The following is a 20213-nucleotide window of genomic DNA, read 5'->3' on the forward strand; positions in this document are numbered from 1 at the left end:
AAATTACTCAAGCAAATAATTCAACCAATATACCAATCACTATTATTGATAAGGAACTTCGGTGAATCTAGTATTGTTATCGGCGTTTGTGCCGACCTTTTTTTTCGTCTCTATTACGCCTGGTATGTGCATGACTTTGGCAATGACGCTTGGCATGACGATTGGTGTAAAACGGGCCCTATGGATGATGTTGGGTGAGCTGGTTGGTGTGGCTACGGTGGCTATTTTATCTGCTATTGGAGTCGCTGCTTTGTTGTTGAATTACCCCAGTGTTTTTGTGGTGCTTAAGTATATAGGTGGTGCGTATCTGGCTTTTGTGGGTATACAGATGTGGCTATCAAAAGGCAAGATGGCGATCAAGATGGACGATGCGAACAGCAAACAAGCTTCACGTATTGATCTGATTTCACAGGGTTTTATCACCGCCATAGCAAACCCTAAGGGCTGGGCGTTTTTTGTTGCCTTGTTACCACCGTTTTTAGACGCTACCCGTCCTTTGGCAAGCCAGCTCAGTGTGCTGATTGCGATTATATTGGTGCTAGAGTTAGTGTGTTTGTTGATTTATGCAACAGGTGGCAGGACCCTGAAAGCACTCTTAATGCAAAGCGGTAACGTGCGATTGATGAATCGCATCGCTGGTTCTTTGATGATTGGTGTTGGTCTCTGGCTTGCTGTTGGCTGACAGCCTTCTAAGTAACACTCTTTTAGATAATACGCTCGACAATTAAGAAGACGCTTTTGGGCGTCTTTTTGTTTTTGGGGTAGACGCTTTTGGGGTCCCCGTTTTTGTTCGAGTATTCCTTCGCTTAGTAAACGGCTTTTTATTAGGAGCTGGCAGGTTCTGTAATGCGCTAACAGGCATGTCCCGAGAGTCATTGAGCAATTGATGCAGGTTTGTTTCTAGACTGGACATAAAATCCTGATAGCTGGCTTCCCCTAAGCTGATGCCGTTTAGCGCGGACTCCCATTGCGCTGTCATGTCTGGTGTAACCAGTTGTGCGGGCAAACAGTCAATAAAAGCGCGACCTGTTTGGCTGGCATGGATCTGTTTACCTTGTCGAATTAAAAATCCCCGTTTAAAAAGTAATTCGATAATACTGGCCCGTGTTGCTTCCGTTCCCAAACCATCGGTTTCTTTTAAAATGGCGCGAATATTTTTATCAGTGACAAAACGATTAATCCCTGTCATGGCGGCCAGTAGTGTGGCATCAGTGAAAGCGGCTGGCGGTGTCGTCACTTTCTCTTGCACTTGTCCCTGGGCGCACCACAATTCATCACCTTTATTGAGCTTGGGTAATGCATTCTGGTTTTCGTCTTCAGCGTCTTTCGCTTTATTCTGGCTAGGCAAAAGCGCTCTCCAGCCCAAAGCAATGGGTGTATTGCCTTTTGCTTCGAATTGCCCCCCCGCAATGTCTAGTTTGATATAAGACGCTAGGTAGTCGTATTCAGGGTAAAACTGCATTAGATATTGTCGGGCGATTAAGCCAAAAACCAACGACTCGGTTTTGGATAAAACAGAGGCTTTATGGGCTTGTGTGGTGGGTATGATCGCATGGTGAGCGGTCACTTGTTTGTCATTCCACGCTTTGCTTTTTCGTGTCGTGTCGGCTTTGTTGGCCCCTTGTTGTAGATCGCCTCCAGATCGTGACAGAGCGGCGATAATGGCGGGCGCATCTTTGTGCTGTTGAATAGGGAGGTAGCGGCAGTCCGACCTTGGATAAGTGATCATTTGGTGGCGCTCATACAGAGTCTGGCAGATATCCAGGACCTGTTGAGCGGATAAACTAAAGGCTTTTGCTGCGTCGATTTGTAGCGCAGATAAGCTGTAAGGCAAGGGTGCCGCCTGTTTTTTTTGTTTGTAATGCGCTTCAGTCACTCGGGCTGGCTGATTAGTAATGCGCTGAGCGACGTTTTGCGCAAGAGGTAAGCTGAGTACACGATTTTCATCGTCCATATAGGGCTGACAGGCTTCGCTGGGTAACCATTTTGCTTTAAAAGAATCGTTTTGAGGTGTTTGCAGGTTTGCCCAGACTTGGTAAAAATCTTTTGGCACAAAGGCTTTTCTTTCTTTGTCTCTGGCAGCGACCAGACCTAACACGGGTGTTTGCACTCGACCAATAGACAAAACGCCTTGGTAACCCGCTTGACGCCCACGAATGGTGTAGGCACGGGTTAAGTTCAAACCAAACAGCCAATCTGCACGGGCACGACCCAAGGCCGACCGCGATAAAGCCGCGAATTCGTTATTAGAACGTAAATTGGCCAAGGCTTTTTTGATTGCTGCGGGCGTTAAATCATTTACCAGTAGTCGTTGAGTACTTTTGAGTTTCTGTGCAGACACCTTACTGTAATGGAGCACTTCATCAACCAGTAACTGACCTTCTCGGTCAGGATCCCCCGCATGGACTAAAACACTGGCTTGCTTAATGAGTTTTTTTAAAATGCCAAGCTGTTTTTTGGTGTTGGCTTTTTCTTGCCATTGCCAGTCGGTGGGGATAATGGGTAAGTGGTCTAGGCTCCATGATTTATAAGCCGGATTGTATTGATGGGGCTCTGCTTGCTCGAGTAGATGACCAATGCACCAACTAATGCAGTCGCCATTTGGCAGCCAAATACAACCTTCTGCTTTTTTTTGTGGTGTAGGTAGGGCGGCCGCAATGGCACGAGCGAGACTGGGTTTTTCAGCAATATAAAGAATCATAAATACACTTACTGTTTATATATACAGTAAGTGTATCGAACCATAATGAGTCTGACTAGAGAAATGCTATTTAATTGGTACAACTAAAACTGGAATGTTGCTAGAGTGAATGACTTTATTGGCAGTAGAGCCTAGCATCATTTGTCCTAAACGGCTGTGTGTACGACTGTTCATGACAATTAAATCGGCGTTCTTTTCTTTCGCAAGTCGCTGCACACAGTCCGCTGGCGTGCCATTGACAATCACTTTTTCTGGTGGTGTGTTGAGTGCAGACAATTCTTTTTCGTATTTGTCCATCATGCCAGACAGTAAAATATCCATGCGTTTTGTTGTGTCATCTATGGCGTCTTTACGCATCGCGTTTCTAACATCTTCTGACATGTAATTATTGATCATATGAGAAGCCTGAGTGCTCAGCGGTTCCATCGCATGCATTAGGATGACTTTTGCATCATTGGTAGAGGCTAGGCTCAATACCAGTTCCATGGCAGCTTGTGTTTGATTGTCTAGGTCACAGGCGTAAATGATGGTTTGCAATTTTGGTAACATGATAACGTCCTCTCTTATATGTTTTATACAGTCTAGCGTTATTTGGTGTTACGTATTCTGATCCACATCATTGAATCGGGCGATTTCTACCTGGTTAGCGGTTGAGGGGGAATAGCTCAGTGTGTTATTGCCATGGTTAGCCACCATAAAACTGCCTAACGAAGAAAGAAAGACACTTCCCACAAACACGATTCCCCAATAGTCTGGCGTTTTTTTGTGTTTAGATTTCATCGACAACTCCTTGTTGGTAAGTGAAAGTGGTAGTTAAGCAAGAGAATATTTAAAGCTAATGATAATTACTATCATTAATGAAGTCTATCCCTCAGTGCCATAAAGTCCGTTATTCATCGGTTTTGCTATGGTATAATGCCCGTTCAATTTTTATGAATTATAAGTGAGTATAAGCATGTCTGAACTGTCGTTCGATTCGAATGAAGCCAAAATAGCCTACGGTATTGGCCGTCAAATCGGAGATCAATTACGTGGTAGTGATCTTGGTGAATTGTCTTTGACGCATCTTTTTGCTGCCATTGAAGACGCATTAAATGGCGTAGAAATGCGTGTACCGGGTTCTGAGTTAGAAGCCGCTTTTGCTGAGCTACAGCAAAAAATGGAAGAAAAAAGCCGCGCTGCCTCTGAAGAGACAGTCAAGGCTGGCGAAGACTTTTTAGCGCAAAACAAAGCCAAAGACGGTGTGCAAACAACGGAAAGCGGTCTTCAGTTTGAAGTGTTAGAAGAAGGTACAGGCGCTACTCCCGTTCGTGAAAACACCGTTCGTGTTCATTACGAAGGTCGTTTGATTGATGGTCAAGTATTCGATAGCTCAATCGCACGTGGCGAGCCAATTGAATTCCCACTAACGGGCGTCATTGCAGGTTGGACAGAAGGTCTGCAACTGATGAAAGAAGGCGCAAAATACCGCCTAACGATTCCTGCAGAATTGGCTTACGGTGCTCAAGGCGCTGGCGCCATGATTCAGCCTTTCTCTGTATTGCAATTTGATGTTGAGCTTATTGCTGTCGTTTAATAAAACAGAGCAAAGCAAAGTATTAAAAGAAATGTGTAAAAAAGCGAGTCGATCCAAAACAGGATGACTCGCTTTTTTTATGCGTCGGCTTGAAAGCATGACAAATAAGGTTTACATCAAATCCGTCGTCGCGATAAATCACAACCTACACATTGTCGGTCGGCATTTATTCCAATAAGGCTAAATATCGCGTTCCATGCGGACGTGCATTTTGCCAGCTTCTAAAAAGACTTTACCATCACTGTTAAAGTGTTGTTTTTCATAGAATGTTTGTACGTCTATCTGAGCATGCAAAAACACTTTTCGAATGCCCATTTCTCTGGCCACTTTGATGGCTCGGTTGAGCAGCATTTCGCCATACCCCTGGTGACGATAAGCCGGCAAGACGGCTAACCGTGCAATTTGCCCGTTGTCAGTGAGCCGACAGGTTCCTGTAGGAACCGCCGTCGTGCCAAAAGACACAAAGTGCACTGCGTCTTGATCTAGATGATCCCATTCGTCTTTCGGGTCTATGCCTTGTTCAACAATGAATACTTGCCTACGTACAAAGCTAAGTTGATCCTTGCTGCTGTTCCAGTCTGACGTTAATACCTTCATAGTCTTCTCTTTTGTTGTGCTTTTTTACTCTTCCGGTGCCAACAATTCAATCAGCCCTTGCTGACGAATAAAAAAGCGCACAAGGGGTTCTAAGTCGTTATTTTGTGCTAAATCCAACCCAGAAAAATCAAATTCCACTTGATGGCAGACGGCCTCGACAAACCCAGTGAGTTCTGCGTCTACCAGTAAGTGTTCGCCATTACAAAAAACGCGTAAGGTGTTGCGTTCGCCTTGTTCTGGCAAATAATAGCAAATACGCGCATCGCCCGGTCTGACCAAGGTTTGGCCTTGTATCGCATGAGTAAAGGCCTGATTAACCTCTTCTTGGTTCAAGGGGACTAAGTACTCAGGATATTTGCTTTCGCTCATGGTTTCGCCCAGCCACTCCGCGAGCAGGTCAGGCTGATTAATCAGGCGAGCCAGTTGCGCCTGCAAGTACTGAATATCGTCTTTGCTGATGTGCGCGCTGTGCTGGCGGTTGGGTGTTTCAGGTGCAGCAAAGCGGTCTTTCACATTGTCGGTTTCGCACAGCTTGTCGCGGATACCCGTCAGTACGTCTTGCATGCTGGGCGCACGGAAACCGATGGAGTAAGTCATGCACTCATCGTCGAGAGAGCGACCATTGTGAGCAAAATTGGGTGGTAAATACAGAATATCGCCAGCGTCCAGTTCCCAATCCATGTCTGGATTGACTGGAAAATTGTCTAAAATATGTAATTTGATATTAGGAATGGCTGCATCTTGGTATTCATCTGGCGCTAGAACTTGCCAGCGACGTTTGCCAGCGACTTGTATCAAGAACACATCGTATTGATCGTAATGGGGACCAACACTGCCACCTGCTGTGGCATAACTCACCATGACATCGTCTAAACGCCAGCTTGGCAAAAATTCAAATTGTTCTTTTAAATTTTGAATTTCTGGTACCCAGTGATCAACGGCTTGAACTAATAAGGTCCATTCTTTTTCTGGCAAGGTCGCAAAAGTGTCTTCAGTAAAAGGGCCTTGGCGCATTTCCCAAGGCTTCAGGCCGTTTTCTATGACAATACGCGACTCGATTTCTTCCTCCATGGCCATACCCGCCAGTTCGTCGGCTTCCAAGGGTGGCGTGAAATTGACCAGACCGCCACGAATTAACAACGGCTTTTTCTGCCAATATTCGTCGAGAAAGGTTTGGGCTGTCATGCCACCAAGAATGGTCAAAGGCGTATTTAGGTCTGTCATAGATGGCTCGTTAAAAATGAAAGTAGTAGGACTGGTCAAAGTTCGAGTAAAAAAGCCAAAAAGAGCCGATAAATCGGCTCTTTTTAATGCGTTTCTAATCGTTGCTAAACAAACGTTTAACCGCGAATGGCTTTTGCTTGTGCCACGGCATTACCAATGTAAGTCCCTGGTGTCAGGGCTTTCAAATCGGCTTTGGCTTGTTCTGGCATGTCCAATGTGTCAACGAAGGCTTCAATCGTTGCTTGGTCAATAGCACGGCCACGGGTCAACTCTTTTAGCTTCTCGTATGGCGATTCGATGCCGTAACGACGCATCACGGTTTGAATTGGCTCTGCCAACACTTCCCAAGCGGCATTTAAGTCAGCGTTAAGGCGTGGCGCATTGATTTCCAACTTGCTGATGCCTTTTAGCGTTGCTTGGTAAGCAATCAAGCTGTGCGCCAAACCAACGCCAAGGTTACGAAGAACCGTAGAGTCGGTTAAATCACGCTGCCAGCGAGAAATGGGCAATTTAGCGCTCAAGTGACCCATGATGGCGTTCGCAATGCCTAAGTTGCCTTCGGAGTTTTCGAAGTCAATTGGGTTAACTTTGTGCGGCATGGTAGATGAGCCAATTTCACCGGCAATAGTTTTTTGCTTGAAGAAGCCCATGGAAATATAGCCCCACACATCGCGGTCGAAATCGATCAAGATAGTGTTGAAGCGGCAAATGACATCGTATAGCTCGGCAATGTAATCATGTGGCTCGATTTGAGTGGTATAAGGATTCCAAGTCAAACCTAGGGAAGTAACGAACGCTTCAGCGTGTGCTTGCCAATCCACATCTGGGTAAGCCGAAAGGTGAGCATTGTAGTTGCCCACAGCGCCGTTGATTTTGCCTAAAAATTCAACGTTTTCGATCTGCTTAAGCTGACGGCTAAGGCGCGCAGCAACGTTCGCCATTTCTTTACCAACTGTGGTTGGTGAGGCCGTTTGGCCATGCGTACGAGACAGCATAGGCTGCTCAGCGTGCTCAATAGCAAGATCTTCAATGGCTTTGATGACGTTTTTAAGCTCTGGAGTAATGCCTTCTTCCAATGCTTCACGCAACATCAATGCATGCGATAAGTTGTTGATGTCCTCTGAAGTACAAGCAAAGTGAACAAATTCAGAGATGGCTGCTAATTCTGCGTTATCTGCCATTTTGTTCTTAATAAAATACTCAACCGCTTTGACATCATGATTAGTGGTTTTCTCAATGTCTTTAATGGCTTGTGCATCGGCTTCACTGAAGTTCTCTGCAAGCTGGTCCAATAAAGCGCTAGCTTCATTGCTCAAGGCTGGAACTTCAATAATTTGTGGGTGGTTGGCAAGCGCCTGTAGCCAGCGAACTTCGACTATGACTCGCATACGCAGCAAACCATACTCGCTCACGGAGCGACGTAGTGCGTTTGTTTTCGATCCGTAACGACCGTCGATAGGGGAAATTGCATTTAAGCTAGTTAATTCCATTGAGATAACGCCTCGAACATGGTTTTCAGGGAGCCGCTATTATAGGCAAAAGCGCCTTATACTGCTATGGCGGTCGGAATATTTGCGTCGACAACCGGGATTTTATTAGCACGTCATGGATTTTATGCGAAATGCAGGTTGATTGATGGCGTTTTTATTATTGCATCGTGTTTTTTGTCGTGAACACTATGTATGATACGTGCACTGTAAATGCACATTTATTCGTTATTTAGGAAAATATTGAACATGAAGATCAGCCGTATCATGAACCTAGTTATTGTTATCGTACTGATAGCCTTGTCTGCGCTGTATTTAATCAGCCGACAAGGCTTAATGCGAAATGAAGCAGCGATTCACCATCAAACAGTGATATCGGATGCGGTATACGCCATTAAAGATGCTCGTTATTTTGTTGTTCAAGTGCAGCAATTTTTGACAGATATGGGCGCAACGCGCAGCGATGAGGCTTTACCTGAAGTGAACGCTAGCATGACAGCAGCAACGAAAAGTCTGCAAGAGCTGCAGCGCATCATGCCAAGCTATCGCACCCGTGTTATCGAATTAGAGCAAGAGCTGAACAAGGTATACAAAGTCGGTCGATCAATGGCCACGGCGTACATTAATGAAGGGACGGATGCTGGCAATGCATTGATGAAAGGGCCTGGTGGTTTAGATCAAGAATCCGCGCTTTTGGCTGAATCCTTGAAAAAAATTGCAGATGAACTATCAAATGAACGAGTATTGAGTGTGACTGAGGCGGAAGAAACATTGGATAATTCGAAGTTTCTTTCTTTGATCAGTAGTGTGATATCCGGTTTTGTTATTATTGGCGCAATGATTGTTTTACGTCGTCGCATACTACCGGATCTGAATTCTCTCGAATCGTCTTTGCACAACATCTCTGTTGGGGCGCGTGATTTAACGGTGCGACTTGATGACAAAGGCAAGGACGAGCTTGCTTCCGTCGCCCATAGCTTTAACGTATTCATTAAAGGTATACAGTCTCTTGTTGTGACCCAGCAGGGACAATCTGCGCAATTATCCGTTGCAGGAGAACAAATGCTGGCCGCTTCTAATAAAACACGTAAAGGCATGCAAGGTTTGCAAAAAGAAACTTCTGGCATCGCGGGTGTTGTTGCAGAGATGCAAACCACAGTGCGTCATGTGGCCAACAGTGCCGATGCCGCTGCAAAAGCGGCGAAAGACTCTGATGGTGTCGCAAAAGAAGTGGAAGCGGTAGTGAATAACAGTGTTTCCTCCATTCAGCAGCTGTCTGAAGGGGTAGAAAAAGCGTCTCAAGTGCTTCAAGCCCTAGAAAAGGAAACATCGGATGTTGGCAGTATTTTGGATTCGATTCGGGGTATTGCAGATCAAACCAATCTACTAGCCCTAAACGCGGCGATTGAAGCGGCGCGCGCTGGCGAACAGGGACGTGGTTTTGCTGTTGTCGCCGATGAAGTTCGTACCCTAGCTAAGCGGACTCAGGATTCCACTGAGCAAATACAGATCATGATTACGCAATTACAAAAAGGCTCGCATGATGCTGTAAAAGTAATGGGGGAGAGTAAACAACAGGCTGAAAACAGTGTGGCACAATCACTAGAAGCGAGGGATGCTCTAAATCGTATTACCTTGTCGATGGGGAATATATCTGGCATGGCCATTGAAATTGCTTCTGCTATGGAGCAACAGGCTGCCGCTTCAGAAAACATTGACGAGCGTATTCGTTCTATTCGTGATGAAGCGGAACTCACCAGCACCAATGCCGATCAGTCAAATCTCGCCGCAAAACAAGTATTGGAACAATCGAAAGCCTTGTCTGATCTTATCTCCAGTTTTAAAGTTTAGCGTTAAAATACCGCGTAAAAAGCTGTTATTGGTAAGATAGATACATAGTCAATAGACAAAAAAAACCCGAACAACTAAGTTATTCGGGTTTTTTTACACCCTGTTCAGTGACGAACAAATCGTCTTGTCTTACAAGGCTATTAATCCACTTAAAGTGTTGCTAAGGCCGCATTAAAGGTTTGGCTAGGACGCATGATCTTGGTCACTTCTTCAAGGTCAATGTGGTAGTAGCCTGTTAGGTCAGCAGGTTTACCTTGTACCGCCGCCAATTCCGCCACAATAGTCGCTTCGCTTTCTGTTAACTGCTTGGCTAATGGAGCAAATTTTGCCGCCATTTCCGCATTGTCCGTTTGCGCAGCTAGCTCTTGAGCCCAGTACATAGCCAAATAGAAGTGGCTACCACGGTTGTCTATTTCACCTACTTTACGAGAAGGCGACTTGTTGTTATCCAACAATTTTCCTGTGGCTTTATCTAGGCATTTCGCTAAGATTTTCGCTTTCTCGTTGTTGTGCTTGATGCCAAGCTCTTCGAAAGACACAGCGACCGCTAGGAATTCTCCTAGAGAGTCCCAACGAAGGTAGTTTTCTTCCATCAACTGTTGAACGTGCTTAGGCGCTGAACCGCCCGCACCCGTTTCATACATGCCGCCGCCTTTAAGCATAGGCACGATGGACAACATTTTCGCAGACGTACCCAATTCTAAAATAGGGAACAAATCGGTTAGGTAATCACGCAAAATATTACCTGTTACTGAAATTGTGTCTTTGCCACGAATAATGCGTTCCATAGAGAAACGAATGGCTTCGCTGTAAGACATGATGCGAATGTCTAGACCGTTTGTGTCATGGTCTTTTAGGTAAAGTTCGACTTTCTTACGTAGCTCATTGTCGTGTGCACGTTCTTCATCTAACCAGAACACCGCAGGAGTGTCAGACTGACGAGCACGAGTCACGCCCAATTTCACCCAATCGCGGATAGCCGCATCTTTGGTTTGGCAAGCACGCCAGATGTCGCCTTTCTCAACATTATGCTGCATAAGGACATTGCCGTTCTCATCCACAACGCGCATTACACCATCGGCTTTGATTTCGTATGTCTTGTCGTGAGAACCGTATTCTTCGGCTTTTTGTGCCATTAGACCGACGTTTGGTACAGTACCCATAGTGACTGGGTCGAAAGCACCGTTCGTTTTGCAGAAATTAATGGTTTCTTGGTAAATGCGCGCGTAAGTGCTGTCTGGAATGACGGCTTTCGCGTCATGCGCTTTACCGTCACGGCCCCACATTTTACCTGAGTTACGAATCATCGCAGGCATAGACGCATCCACGATGACGTCACTTGGTACGTGTAGGTTAGTGATGCCTTTGTCGGAATCCACCATGGCCAACTCAGGGCGTGTTTTGTAAACGTCTTGAATGGCTTGTTTGATTTCTTCTTGCTGAGCTTCTGGAAGCGTTTTGATTTTATCGTAAACGCTGCCTAGACCGTTATTTGGGTTAACGCCAATTTCTTTGAAAAGTTCGCCGTATTTTTCAAAAACGTCTTTGTAGAAAACGGTAACGGCATGACCAAACACGATAGGGTGAGACACCTTCATCATGGTGGCTTTTAAATGCACAGACCACATGATGTTGTCTGCTTTGGCTTCTTGTAACGACGCTTCGAAGAAAGCACGCAGCTTAGCGCAGCTGATGTTCATGCTGTCTAAAATTTCACCGGCGATCAGAGGTAAGGATTTTTTCACCTCCACAGAACCATCTTTGTCCACAAACTCTAAACGTACGATTTGTGCCGTATCCACAGTAAGAGACTGTTCAGAAGAGAAGAAATCGCCACCGCGCATGTAATCTACGTGAGAAACCGAGGTTTTGCTCCATTTGCCCATTGAGTGTGGGTTTTTGCGAGCGAAGCCTTTTACGGCAGCAGGGGCGCGACGGTCAGAGTTGCCTTGACGTAAAACAGGGTTTACCGCACTGCCTAGTACTTTGGCGTAGCGTGACTGAATGTCTTTGTCTTCGTCGGTTTGTGGATTTTCCGGATAAGCAGGAAGGTTATAACCTTGTGCGTTTAATTCTTTGATCGCGGCATACAGCTGCGGCAAAGAAGCACTGATGTTAGGCAGTTTTACAATGTTGGCTTTTGGGTCAGCGGTGAGCTCGCCCAAAAATTTAAGACCATCTTCGACTTGCTTATCGGCAGGCAAAAGGTCAGAAAAAGCAGATAAGATACGGCTTGCTAACGAAATATCAGTCAGTTCTAGTGCGATATCGGCTTCTTTTGCAAAAGCGCCAAAAATAGGAAGTAACGAGGCCGTTGCCAGTGCTGGTGCTTCATCGGTCAACGTGTAATAGATGGTTTGTTTCGACATATAATTCCCCTAACATTTAAGGCGGTTAGCCCATTGAATCGAAGATGACTTTTAGCCGTCATTCCCTTATTTAAACTGATGTACAGATTAAAAAATTGTGCCGTATAGTAACGTAAAACCCTGCGCTTTAGATATCGGCCTCGGGATATACTCAAAATTGATTTCAGTTATCCACCGATGTCAGTCGATGCTTAATGGCGTGCATCTAATGCATTTAATAGGGCTTTTCTTTTAAAAATTAAATGCCAGCGTTTGCCGCCCAGTTGACGCCACAGCATAGCAGCACGAATGCCCGCCATTAAAATCGCACGCACCTGATTAGCGACTTGCGGTTGCTGTAGGTAGCGGCTATCGCCTTGCACTTGAATGCGAAACGGCAGCTTGCTCAGCGTGTCTTGATACATGCCTGAAATAGACGCGAGCATATTTTCATGCAACACGCTGTCGTAATGGGCTTTCTTTTGTTCGATTTGGACAATCTTTTGGCCAATCATTGACAGCATCTCGGGGTTTTTAGCCAGTTTGCTCTCAAGATGAATTAAGCTAAGCGTGTATCTTAGTGTGTCAGGATTGACGCTGCTGCGATCCTTGCCCAGCGCTTGACGAGTCACTTTGCGTCCAAGGGTAAGGTTGCTAGGGCAATCCCACTGGCCGCCGTAAATGTCTTCTGTAGAGGCTGCGTTCAGCATCAAAATACTGTCCAGCATAGGCTGTAAGCTGGCGTTATCCACTTGTCCTGTTCTTGCTAAAATGGACACCAATTCCGCCGCTTGAAACACCGCAGAAAGGGCGATGGTTTGCTCTTTTTCTCTACTACTCACGTATTTGCTCTCTTAATGTAAAAGGTGACAAGCAAGCTAATATTACTTATTTAAAGGTATTACTATTTAAAAGTATTACTTGTTAAAAGCGAGGTTAATAATACCACCGCCTAAACAAACATCGTCTAGATAAAACACCACAGACTGCCCTGGAGTGATGGCACGTTGTGGTTCCACAAATGCCACTTCCACGCGACCGTCCGCGAGCTCTGTAATAGTGCAATCTTGGTCGGCTTGACGATAACGGCACTTGGCTTTGCAAGTCAGTGGAAGATTGGGTTTTTGTCGTGCTACCCAGTCAAAGTTATCCGCAATTAAATGGGTTTTAAACAAGGACTCGTGCTGGCCCCCTTGTGTTACCATTAACACATTGCGTTCAAGGTTTTTTTCCACCACATACCAAGGATCATCAGAATATTTTGCCAATCCCCCGATACCTAGTCCTTGGCGCTGGCCAATGGTGTGGTACATCAAACCATGATGACGACCAATTTTGTCGCCTTCAAGGGTTTCAATGTCGCCAGGTTGGGCGGGCAGATACTGCTCTAAAAAGTCTTTAAAACGCCGCTCGCCAATAAAACAGATGCCCGTGCTGTCTTTTTTGTTATGGGTGACTAAACCGAATTCTTCCGCTAATCGGCGTACTTCCGGTTTTTCTAACTCACCAACAGGAAACAGTGTTTTGGCGATTTCGTCCTTGCCTACAGCATACAAAAAATAGCTTTGATCTTTATTCGCGTCTAGCCCTTTCAGTAGCAAGGGGTCACCGTCTTTTTCACCCCGACGAACATAGTGCCCCGTAGCAATATAGTCAGCGTTAAGGGCCATGGCGTATTCTAAAAACGCTTTGAACTTGATTTCTTTATTGCACAAGATATCTGGGTTTGGGGTTCGCCCTGCCTTGTATTCGGCTAAAAAATGCTCGAATACGTTGTCCCAGTACTCGGCGGCAAAATTCGCTGTATGCAGCTTAATACCCAGCTTATCTGACACAGCTTGTGCATCGGCCAAATCGTCTTTGGCAGTACAATACTCGGTACCATCGTCTTCGTCCCAGTTCTTCATGAACAGGCCTTCAACCTGATACCCTTGCTGCATTAAAATAAGCGCGGAAACAGAGGAATCCACACCGCCGGACATGCCGACAATGACTTTTTTTGATGAGTTTGCGGGGTTCGCAATAAGGCTTTCTTTCATGTGACTTGGTTTCTCGACTGTTTTGGTACTAAAACGAAGAGGCGTTGCCTCAAATGAATTTAATGTCGGCTATTGTATCACTTTCTTAGTGTTGGCATAGGCCGGAGAAAAGCATCCGATACAAAGGATAAATCAATAATGGGGTTGTTAAGCGAATCTTCAATGCAGGTTCGAACTAATGGGCTACGATGCGGTAAATTCAGTATGTCGTCGTAACTTAACCAGTGGCTCGATGCGATATCAGGATCCAAGGTTTCTGACACCTGCTCGACAGGCTCGCACAAAAAGCACAGGCGATGATAGGTATCAGCCCCTTCGTAGGGTGTAAACGCATAGATGCCCAATAAGCCGATGGGCTTGACCAACCAGCCCGATTCTTCTTGAGTTTCACGTATGACAGCGTCAATAACGCTTTCGTTATTTTCGACGTGACCGGCTGGTTGATTGAGAACGAGTTGGCCGTCTTGCCACTCCTTCACCATGAGATACCTTTTTTCCAGGGGATCTGTGCTGGCTTTTATCACTAGGGCGGCGACGGTGAGATGGGGGAGTCTTGCTCTTTCGGTGTGCTTCAAACTGCATAACCTCATTTTGTAATGATTCGCTCGGTGATATGTAATGCCATTTTCCTACAGGTGTGTTGTCTAGGTTGTAAGGGCCAATGGCGTAGCGAATAAGTCTTAGAGTAGGGAAACCCACCGCGGCGGTCATACGGCGTACTTGACGATTTTTGCCTTCATGAATCTGCAATGATAACCAGCTGGTAGGGATGTTTTCTCGGTACCGAACGGCAGGCTCTCTTGGCCACACTTTCGGTTCATTGATGCGTTCGGCTTTGGCTGGTTTGGTGAGTCCATCTTTTAATGTGACCCCTTGTTGAAGCTGCGCCAGCGCGGTGTCGGTGATGTCACCTTCGACTTGCACCCAGTAAGTTTTTGGTAGTTTAAAATCGGGGGACGCGATAATGTGCTGCAAGGCCCCTTGATTCGTCAAAAGCAATAAGCCTTCAGAGTCGAAATCAAGGCGCCCTGCAGGGTAAAAATCCGCGGCATCAATATAATCAGCTAGGGTCGATTTCTCTCCCTCTGCTGAAAACTGGCTCAACACACGAAAGGGTTTATTGAATAAAATTAAATGAGAAGACATGGGCTCAGTATATGGTTAGGTGTCATTAAAGGTCTGATTTGTTGTGAAGGCGGATATCTCGCATGGCGGTGTTATCTTACGCCTCCCATCTGGCGTAAGATAACAAATTAGCATCAGGATAGCGACGCAGAAGCCGTCTCGGTTAGACTCGGGCTGGGTTCTGCTACTAAGGGTGTGATGTCAATAGCGTGCAGTCCTTTGTTGCCGGGTTCCACATCAAAGGTCACCGCTTGGCCAGCTTTTAACGTCTTGTATCCTTCAATGTTAATGGCTGAATAGTGGATAAAGAGATCCTCATCAAACGCGTCCGACACAATAAATCCATAGCCTTTGGCATTGTTAAACCACTTCACTGACCCCTGATGCATGAATGACTCCTTACGACGGTTATTATGCTGTCAAGATGGAAGGATAATGAATCCCTTGGTAAGCGTTTCTCGCTAGGTTTTCGCACATTCAATGCTAAAATCTCATTGTTCAGCATTGAATGCGAGCCAGTAACCCCAATAAACTCATCTTGACAGTACGACTAATTTCAACAGTACTTAAACAGCGTAGAAGCCCTTTTGGGATTTGTAAAATCCAAACAACAATATGTTGCGTATAAACAAGGGCAGTGGCTTTTTAACAAACTGACGTCGTAAAACTGGACAGATAAAGGTAATTAGACAACAGTGAAAATAACAGCGCTGCACAAACATGGTAGCCTCAGAGGCATGGGATGATTGTAAATCAACAAATTAAACTAGTATCAGATGATGACGAACATCACGGACATCACAGTATTGCGATAGCACCACAAGAGACAGAGTTAAAACCGCCCTCAATGTACCAAGTGGTGCTGTTTAACGATGATTACACACCAATGGATTTTGTGGTGTTTGTATTGCAAAGATTTTTTTCAATGGATGGCGAGAAAGCCAATCAAGTCATGTTAGAAGTGCATAGAAAAGGCAAAGGTGTTTGCGGTATTTATCCTTTTGATATTGCCGAAACCAAAGTGGCAATGGTACAACAGTTCGTAGAACAAAATGAGCACCCTTTAATGTGCGACCTCGAAAAGGTCGATTGATGTACTGATTTAGAAGATCGAGTGAGGGCATAGCAATGTTAGACAAAGAACTAGAGCAGACCCTAAACGCAGCGTTTAAAGCGGCGCGTGACAAGCGCCATGAATTCATGACGGTGGAGCATTTATTACTCGCTCTTATTAACAACGGCGCTGCTTCAAGCGTCTTAAAGGCCTGTGGCGTAAATCTAGACACCTTGAGCAAAGAGCTTGAGGAGTTCGTAAACAGTACAACCCCTTTAATTCCTGACGACGATGACGAGCGCGAAGTACAACCGACGCTAGGGTTTCAGCGAGTATTGCAACGTGCCGTTTTTCATGTGCAATCGTCAGGCAAGCGTGAAGTCACGGGCGCCAATGTGTTGGTGGCCATTTTCAGTGAACAAGAAAGCCAAACGGTATACTTGTTAAAACGCCATGGCGTAGCTCGTATTGACGTGGTGAATTATGTCGCCCATGGCATTTCAAAATCGGGTGATTCTGCATCGCAAGAATCTGAGCACGATGATGAAGCCGACGACAGCGCCGTAGCCCCATTGCAAAAGTTTGCCACCAATCTAAACGAAGAAGCCAAAGCGGGCAAAATAGACAAGCTGATTGGACGAGAGTACGAAGTAGAGCGAGTGATACAAACCTTGTCTCGTCGTCGTAAAAATAACCCCTTGCTGGTGGGCGAATCGGGTGTCGGTAAAACCGCCATCGCTGAAGGTCTTGCCAAGCGCATCGTAGACGGCCAAGTGCCTGAAGTAATTGCGGATGGCGTGGTGTACTCCCTAGACATGGGGGCTTTGTTAGCTGGCACCAAATACCGTGGTGACTTTGAAAAACGTCTTAAACAATTATTGGGCGATTTGAAGAAAATGCCCAATGCCATTTTGTTTATTGATGAAATTCACACCATCATTGGGGCAGGGGCCGCGTCAGGCGGCGTGATGGACGCCTCCAACCTATTGAAACCCGTACTAAGCTCGGGTGGCTTACGCTGCATAGGCTCAACCACCTTTCAAGAGTTTCGTGGTGTGTTTGAGAAAGATCATGCCTTGGCCCGTCGTTTCCAAAAAATCGACGTTAATGAACCGAGCGTGGATGACACTTATCAAATACTCAAAGGCATCATAGGGGCGTTTGAAGAGCATCATAAAGTTAAATACGAAGAACCCGCCTTGCTGGCAGCAGCAGAGCTGGCTCAACGCTACGTAACAGATCGTCATATGCCAGATAAAGCCATTGACGTGATTGACGAAGCGGGCGCTTACCAACGTCTACAGCCCGAAGACAAACGTAAAAGCGTGATTACCGTGGCTGACATTGAAGACATCGTTTCCAAAATCGCTCGGGTTCCGGTGCGTGCGGTTAATTCAGATGACAGACAAGTCTTGTCGAATATTGAGCGCAACCTGAAAATGGTGGTGTTTGGACAAGACAAAGCCATCGACTCCTTGTCATCAGCGATCAAACTGTCTCGTGCCGGCCTAAAAGCCGAGCAAAAACCCATTGGCTCCTTCCTGATGGCAGGCCCAACCGGGGTAGGCAAAACCGAAGTCACTAAACAGTTGGCGAAACAACTCGGTTTAGAACTGATTCGTTTTGATATGTCGGAATATATGGAGCGTCACGCGGTGTCCCGTCTGATCGGTGCGCCACCAGGATACGTGGGATTTGACCAAGGTGGCTTGTTAACCGAAGCTGTGACCAAAAACCCACACAGTGTTGTCTTGCTCGATGAAATCGAAAAAGCGCACCCTGAAGTCTTCAACCTGTTGCTACAGGTGATGGACCACGGCACCCTGACCGACAACAATGGACGCAAAGCGGACTTCCGCAATGTGATTCTTGTGATGACATCCAACGCAGGGGCCGAAGAGCTTGCACGTCGTTCTATTGGCTTCTCAAGCCAAGATAACTCCAGCGACGGCATGGAAGTGATCAACCGTACCTTCACGCCAGAATTCAGAAACCGCCTAGACGCTGTCATACAGTTTAAACAACTGGATGAACGCATCATCTTTAACGTGGTCGATAAATTCCTAGTGGAATTGCAGGCACAATTGGATCCGAAAGGCGTCTTACTGGAAGTGTCAGACACCGCCAGAGGTTGGCTCGCCAACAAAGGCTACGACCGCCAGATGGGCGCACGCCCCATGGCACGCGTCATCCAAGAGCACCTGAAAAAGCCCCTCGCTGACCAAATACTCTTTGGTGACCTCAACGAAGGCGGCCATGTCAAAGTGACATTGGATGAGAAAAGTGATGAGCTTCACTTTCAAGTCATTAAAGAAGAAGTCGTTCACTGATAGTAATAAAACCACCCAAGGGTGAATTTCAAAAAGAGAAAATAAAAAAACCGGACTCAAGTCCGGTTTTTTTATGTTTGCTATTCAGCTTGTTGCATTAAAACAGCTGAGTTTAGCGAGCGCGGTAGACGATGCGGCCTTTAGAAAGGTCGTAAGGTGTAAGTTCTACCTTGACTTTGTCGCCTGTTAAAATACGAATGTAGTTTTTGCGCATTTTACCAGAGATATGTGCGGTAACTATGTGTCCGTTCTCTAATTCGACGCGGAACATGGTGTTAGGCAACGTATCAATGATAGTGCCCTCCATTTCTAAGCCTTCTTCTTTTGCCACAATGTGTGTCCTATGGTGTTAAAACTTTCATTTAGAGTGTTTTGCACGGCGCTTGCCCTGCAAAACACTCATTTAATATTTGCCAACCCGAGGGTTTACAGATGAAGAGAGTGTGTCTCTCGGTCAGTTGAGTTGTCATTATCCTGTGTCGTTAGCGACGTTGGAATTTTGATCGCCCGTATTTTGCCTAAAAAAGCAGCGTAAGGCAAACCTAGTTATGCGCTTATCCTGTCTATTTTACGACAAACGGTCTGAGAAGCGCGGGTTAAACCGCTTGTTTGTCGGTTGCTTGCCCTAGTTGGATCAATGTCTGGTTGGTGTGTGGTGTGGTGATGTGTTGTTTGAGTTGCTGGCAAAACGCCTCTCGCGGTCTGAGTTCGGCGCCAAGAGATAACAAATGTTCAGATTCAACCTGGCAATCAATCAGTTGAATGTTGCACTGGCTAGCCAGGTCGCAAAATACGTTTAATGCGATTTTTGACGCGTTGGGCATTAGGGAAAACATGGATTCTCCGAAAAACATCTGGCCCATGGCGATGCCATAAAAACCGCCCACTAGGGTGTCGGTGGCGTTTGCTGCATAGGGGGTGCTGTTGTGCCAGATTTCAATCGAATGGGCATACCCCAAACGGTGAAGCTCAGTATAGGCCTGAATGATGTCTGATGAAATCCAGGTGCCTTCTTCTTCCGCCCTCAGTCCCGCACAATGCCCGATAACGGTTGAAAAAGCTTGGTTAATACTAAAGCGCCAATGGCCTCGTTTTATCACTTTTTGCAGTGAACGGGACAAATGAAACTGGCGAGGATCAAGTACGCAGCGTTCGCTCGGGTGCCACCATAAAATAGGGTCTGGGTCGCTAAACCAAGGGAAAAATCCCTGTTGATACAAATGAATTAGGCGTGTGCTAGACAAATCACCGCCCACCGCAGACAGTCCTTCAGGGTCGTGTAAGGCGCGACTTGGGTCTGGCGTGTCGTAGGGTGACTCCGAGAGTAACAGTAGCTCTGGTTGGGGCTGAGTGGCGGATGTCGACATGAAATGCTAGGTGTCCTTTTTTGATAAAGAGAGAAAGTACTTAAATGTACTGAAAAAGGCAAAAGAGCAAAACAAAAACGCTCCACAAATAATAAGCAGGTATCCAAGCTCGTGCCATGTGGCGAATAAATGCAAAAAATATTCTCAGAAAAAAATCCGTTAAAACAAGAAAGAATTTTAAAAAAAGTGTTAAAGAAACACCATCCTAGCCCGATACCTGAATTAAGCAACAAAACTCTAGCAACTTGCGACTTGCTGCCACAATGTTATGCTTAGATGACATCGAATGTGCAGTAATGTACGATAAGTAGCACCGTTGTTTACATTTGTTGACTGTTTTTTGCTCAAAAATGTTGAAATGTGACATTGAGGTGAAAAAAATAAGAAAAAAGTGCAAGGAATGCTTGACCAGTTATGGAAAACTTGGTTTTAATCGTTGCAGTCCTGAATCGTAATTTAACAGCATGATTGGATGCGGTGTTAGGGGTTTAAATAACATACTTTTTTGACATGT

Annotated in this window: 19 protein-coding genes; 5 read left to right on the forward strand and 14 right to left on the reverse strand. The window is 45.8% G+C overall.

The genetic code is table 11. The annotated features are described in order from the left end of the window. Positions 1–61: 61 nt before the first annotated feature. On the forward strand, positions 62–682 hold the full coding sequence (locus tag EBI00_RS02100; protein ID WP_123094261.1) for a LysE family translocator: 621 nt from the start codon (positions 62–64) through the stop codon (positions 680–682). 42 nt (positions 683–724) lie between these two features. Here the strand turns inward: EBI00_RS02100 and EBI00_RS02105 are convergent, their stop codons facing one another. The 3 genes from EBI00_RS02105 to EBI00_RS02115 all read right to left on the reverse strand — a co-directional run bounded on the left by EBI00_RS02105 (position 725) and on the right by EBI00_RS02115 (position 3481). Next, the gene (locus EBI00_RS02105; protein WP_123094262.1) at positions 725–2701 is read right to left on the reverse strand and encodes a DNA topoisomerase III; all 1977 of its coding nucleotides are present in this window, start codon (positions 2699–2701) and stop codon (positions 725–727) included. Between the two features lie 66 nt (positions 2702–2767). Further along, on the reverse strand, positions 2768–3250 hold the full coding sequence (locus EBI00_RS02110; RefSeq protein ID WP_123094263.1) for a universal stress protein: 483 nt from the start codon (positions 3248–3250) through the stop codon (positions 2768–2770). Between the two features lie 48 nt (positions 3251–3298). Beyond that, entirely contained in the window at positions 3299–3481 is a 183-nt protein-coding gene (locus EBI00_RS02115; protein ID WP_123094264.1) for a hypothetical protein, read from the reverse strand. Positions 3482–3656: 175 nt separating this feature from the next. On the opposite strand from EBI00_RS02115, the gene EBI00_RS02120 reads away from it, so the two are divergent. Then, positions 3657–4277, forward strand: a complete 621-nt coding sequence (locus EBI00_RS02120) for a BamJ family beta-barrel-assembly machinery protein (RefSeq protein WP_123094265.1) — start codon at positions 3657–3659, stop codon at positions 4275–4277. Between the two features lie 180 nt (positions 4278–4457). Here the strand turns inward: EBI00_RS02120 and EBI00_RS02125 are convergent, their stop codons facing one another. The 3 genes from EBI00_RS02125 to purB form a co-directional block, all read right to left on the reverse strand. Continuing rightward, entirely contained in the window at positions 4458–4874 is a 417-nt protein-coding gene (locus tag EBI00_RS02125; protein ID WP_123094266.1) for a GNAT family N-acetyltransferase, read from the reverse strand. A 24-nt stretch (positions 4875–4898) separates the two neighbouring features. Further along, complete coding sequence (locus EBI00_RS02130) at positions 4899–6098, reverse strand: cupin domain-containing protein (protein WP_123094267.1); 1200 nt, start codon at positions 6096–6098, stop codon at positions 4899–4901. Positions 6099–6214: 116 nt separating this feature from the next. Beyond that, positions 6215–7588 carry an adenylosuccinate lyase gene (purB, locus tag EBI00_RS02135; protein ID WP_123094268.1) on the reverse strand — a complete coding sequence of 458 codons (1374 nt, stop codon included), beginning with the start codon at positions 7586–7588 and terminating at the stop codon, positions 6215–6217. 246 nt (positions 7589–7834) lie between these two features. Between purB and EBI00_RS02140 the strand changes: the two genes are divergently transcribed. Then, positions 7835–9436 carry a methyl-accepting chemotaxis protein gene (locus tag EBI00_RS02140; RefSeq protein WP_158600726.1) on the forward strand — a complete coding sequence of 534 codons (1602 nt, stop codon included), beginning with the start codon at positions 7835–7837 and terminating at the stop codon, positions 9434–9436. Positions 9437–9585: 149 nt separating this feature from the next. Here EBI00_RS02140 and EBI00_RS02145 read toward each other — a convergent pair whose 3' ends face one another. From EBI00_RS02145 to EBI00_RS02170, 6 genes are all read right to left on the reverse strand, one after another. Then, positions 9586–11805, reverse strand: coding sequence for an NADP-dependent isocitrate dehydrogenase (locus EBI00_RS02145; protein WP_123094270.1), 2220 nt, complete (start codon positions 11803–11805; stop codon positions 9586–9588). A gap of 191 nt (positions 11806–11996) precedes the next feature. Then, the gene (gene hflD / locus EBI00_RS02150; protein WP_123094271.1) at positions 11997–12626 is read right to left on the reverse strand and encodes a high frequency lysogenization protein HflD; all 630 of its coding nucleotides are present in this window, start codon (positions 12624–12626) and stop codon (positions 11997–11999) included. Between the two features lie 75 nt (positions 12627–12701). Beyond that, complete coding sequence (mnmA, locus tag EBI00_RS02155; protein ID WP_123094272.1) at positions 12702–13823, reverse strand: tRNA 2-thiouridine(34) synthase MnmA; 1122 nt, start codon at positions 13821–13823, stop codon at positions 12702–12704. 77 nt (positions 13824–13900) lie between these two features. Beyond that, positions 13901–14305, reverse strand: coding sequence for an NUDIX domain-containing protein (locus tag EBI00_RS02160; RefSeq protein ID WP_123094273.1), 405 nt, complete (start codon positions 14303–14305; stop codon positions 13901–13903). Then, positions 14241–14969: a pseudouridine synthase gene (locus EBI00_RS02165; protein ID WP_123094274.1), complete on the reverse strand. Its 729-nt coding sequence runs from the start codon at positions 14967–14969 to the stop codon at positions 14241–14243. The genes EBI00_RS02160 and EBI00_RS02165 overlap by 65 nt, the downstream gene beginning before the upstream one ends. 113 nt (positions 14970–15082) lie before the next feature. Further along, on the reverse strand, positions 15083–15337 hold the full coding sequence (locus EBI00_RS02170) for a cold shock domain-containing protein (protein WP_123094275.1): 255 nt from the start codon (positions 15335–15337) through the stop codon (positions 15083–15085). A gap of 353 nt (positions 15338–15690) precedes the next feature. Between EBI00_RS02170 and clpS the strand changes: the two genes are divergently transcribed. Next, positions 15691–16041, forward strand: coding sequence for an ATP-dependent Clp protease adapter ClpS (gene clpS, locus EBI00_RS02175; protein ID WP_123094276.1), 351 nt, complete (start codon positions 15691–15693; stop codon positions 16039–16041). Between the two features lie 35 nt (positions 16042–16076). Next, a complete protein-coding gene (clpA, locus tag EBI00_RS02180; protein WP_123094277.1) occupies positions 16077–18332 on the forward strand; it encodes an ATP-dependent Clp protease ATP-binding subunit ClpA in 2256 nt (751 codons plus the stop codon). Between the two features lie 112 nt (positions 18333–18444). On the opposite strand, the gene infA is transcribed toward clpA, so the two are convergent. Both infA and aat read right to left on the reverse strand, forming a co-directional pair. After that, positions 18445–18663 (reverse strand): translation initiation factor IF-1, encoded by a 219-nt coding sequence (infA, locus tag EBI00_RS02185; RefSeq protein WP_123094278.1) that lies wholly within the window; start codon positions 18661–18663, stop codon positions 18445–18447. 265 nt (positions 18664–18928) lie between these two features. Further along, complete coding sequence (aat, locus tag EBI00_RS02190; protein WP_123094279.1) at positions 18929–19699, reverse strand: leucyl/phenylalanyl-tRNA--protein transferase; 771 nt, start codon at positions 19697–19699, stop codon at positions 18929–18931. Between the last annotated feature and the right edge of the window lie 514 nt (positions 19700–20213).

The sequence above is a fragment of the Marinomonas hwangdonensis genome (assembly GCF_003721245.1).
Taxonomy (GTDB): domain Bacteria; phylum Pseudomonadota; class Gammaproteobacteria; order Pseudomonadales; family Marinomonadaceae; genus Marinomonas; species Marinomonas hwangdonensis.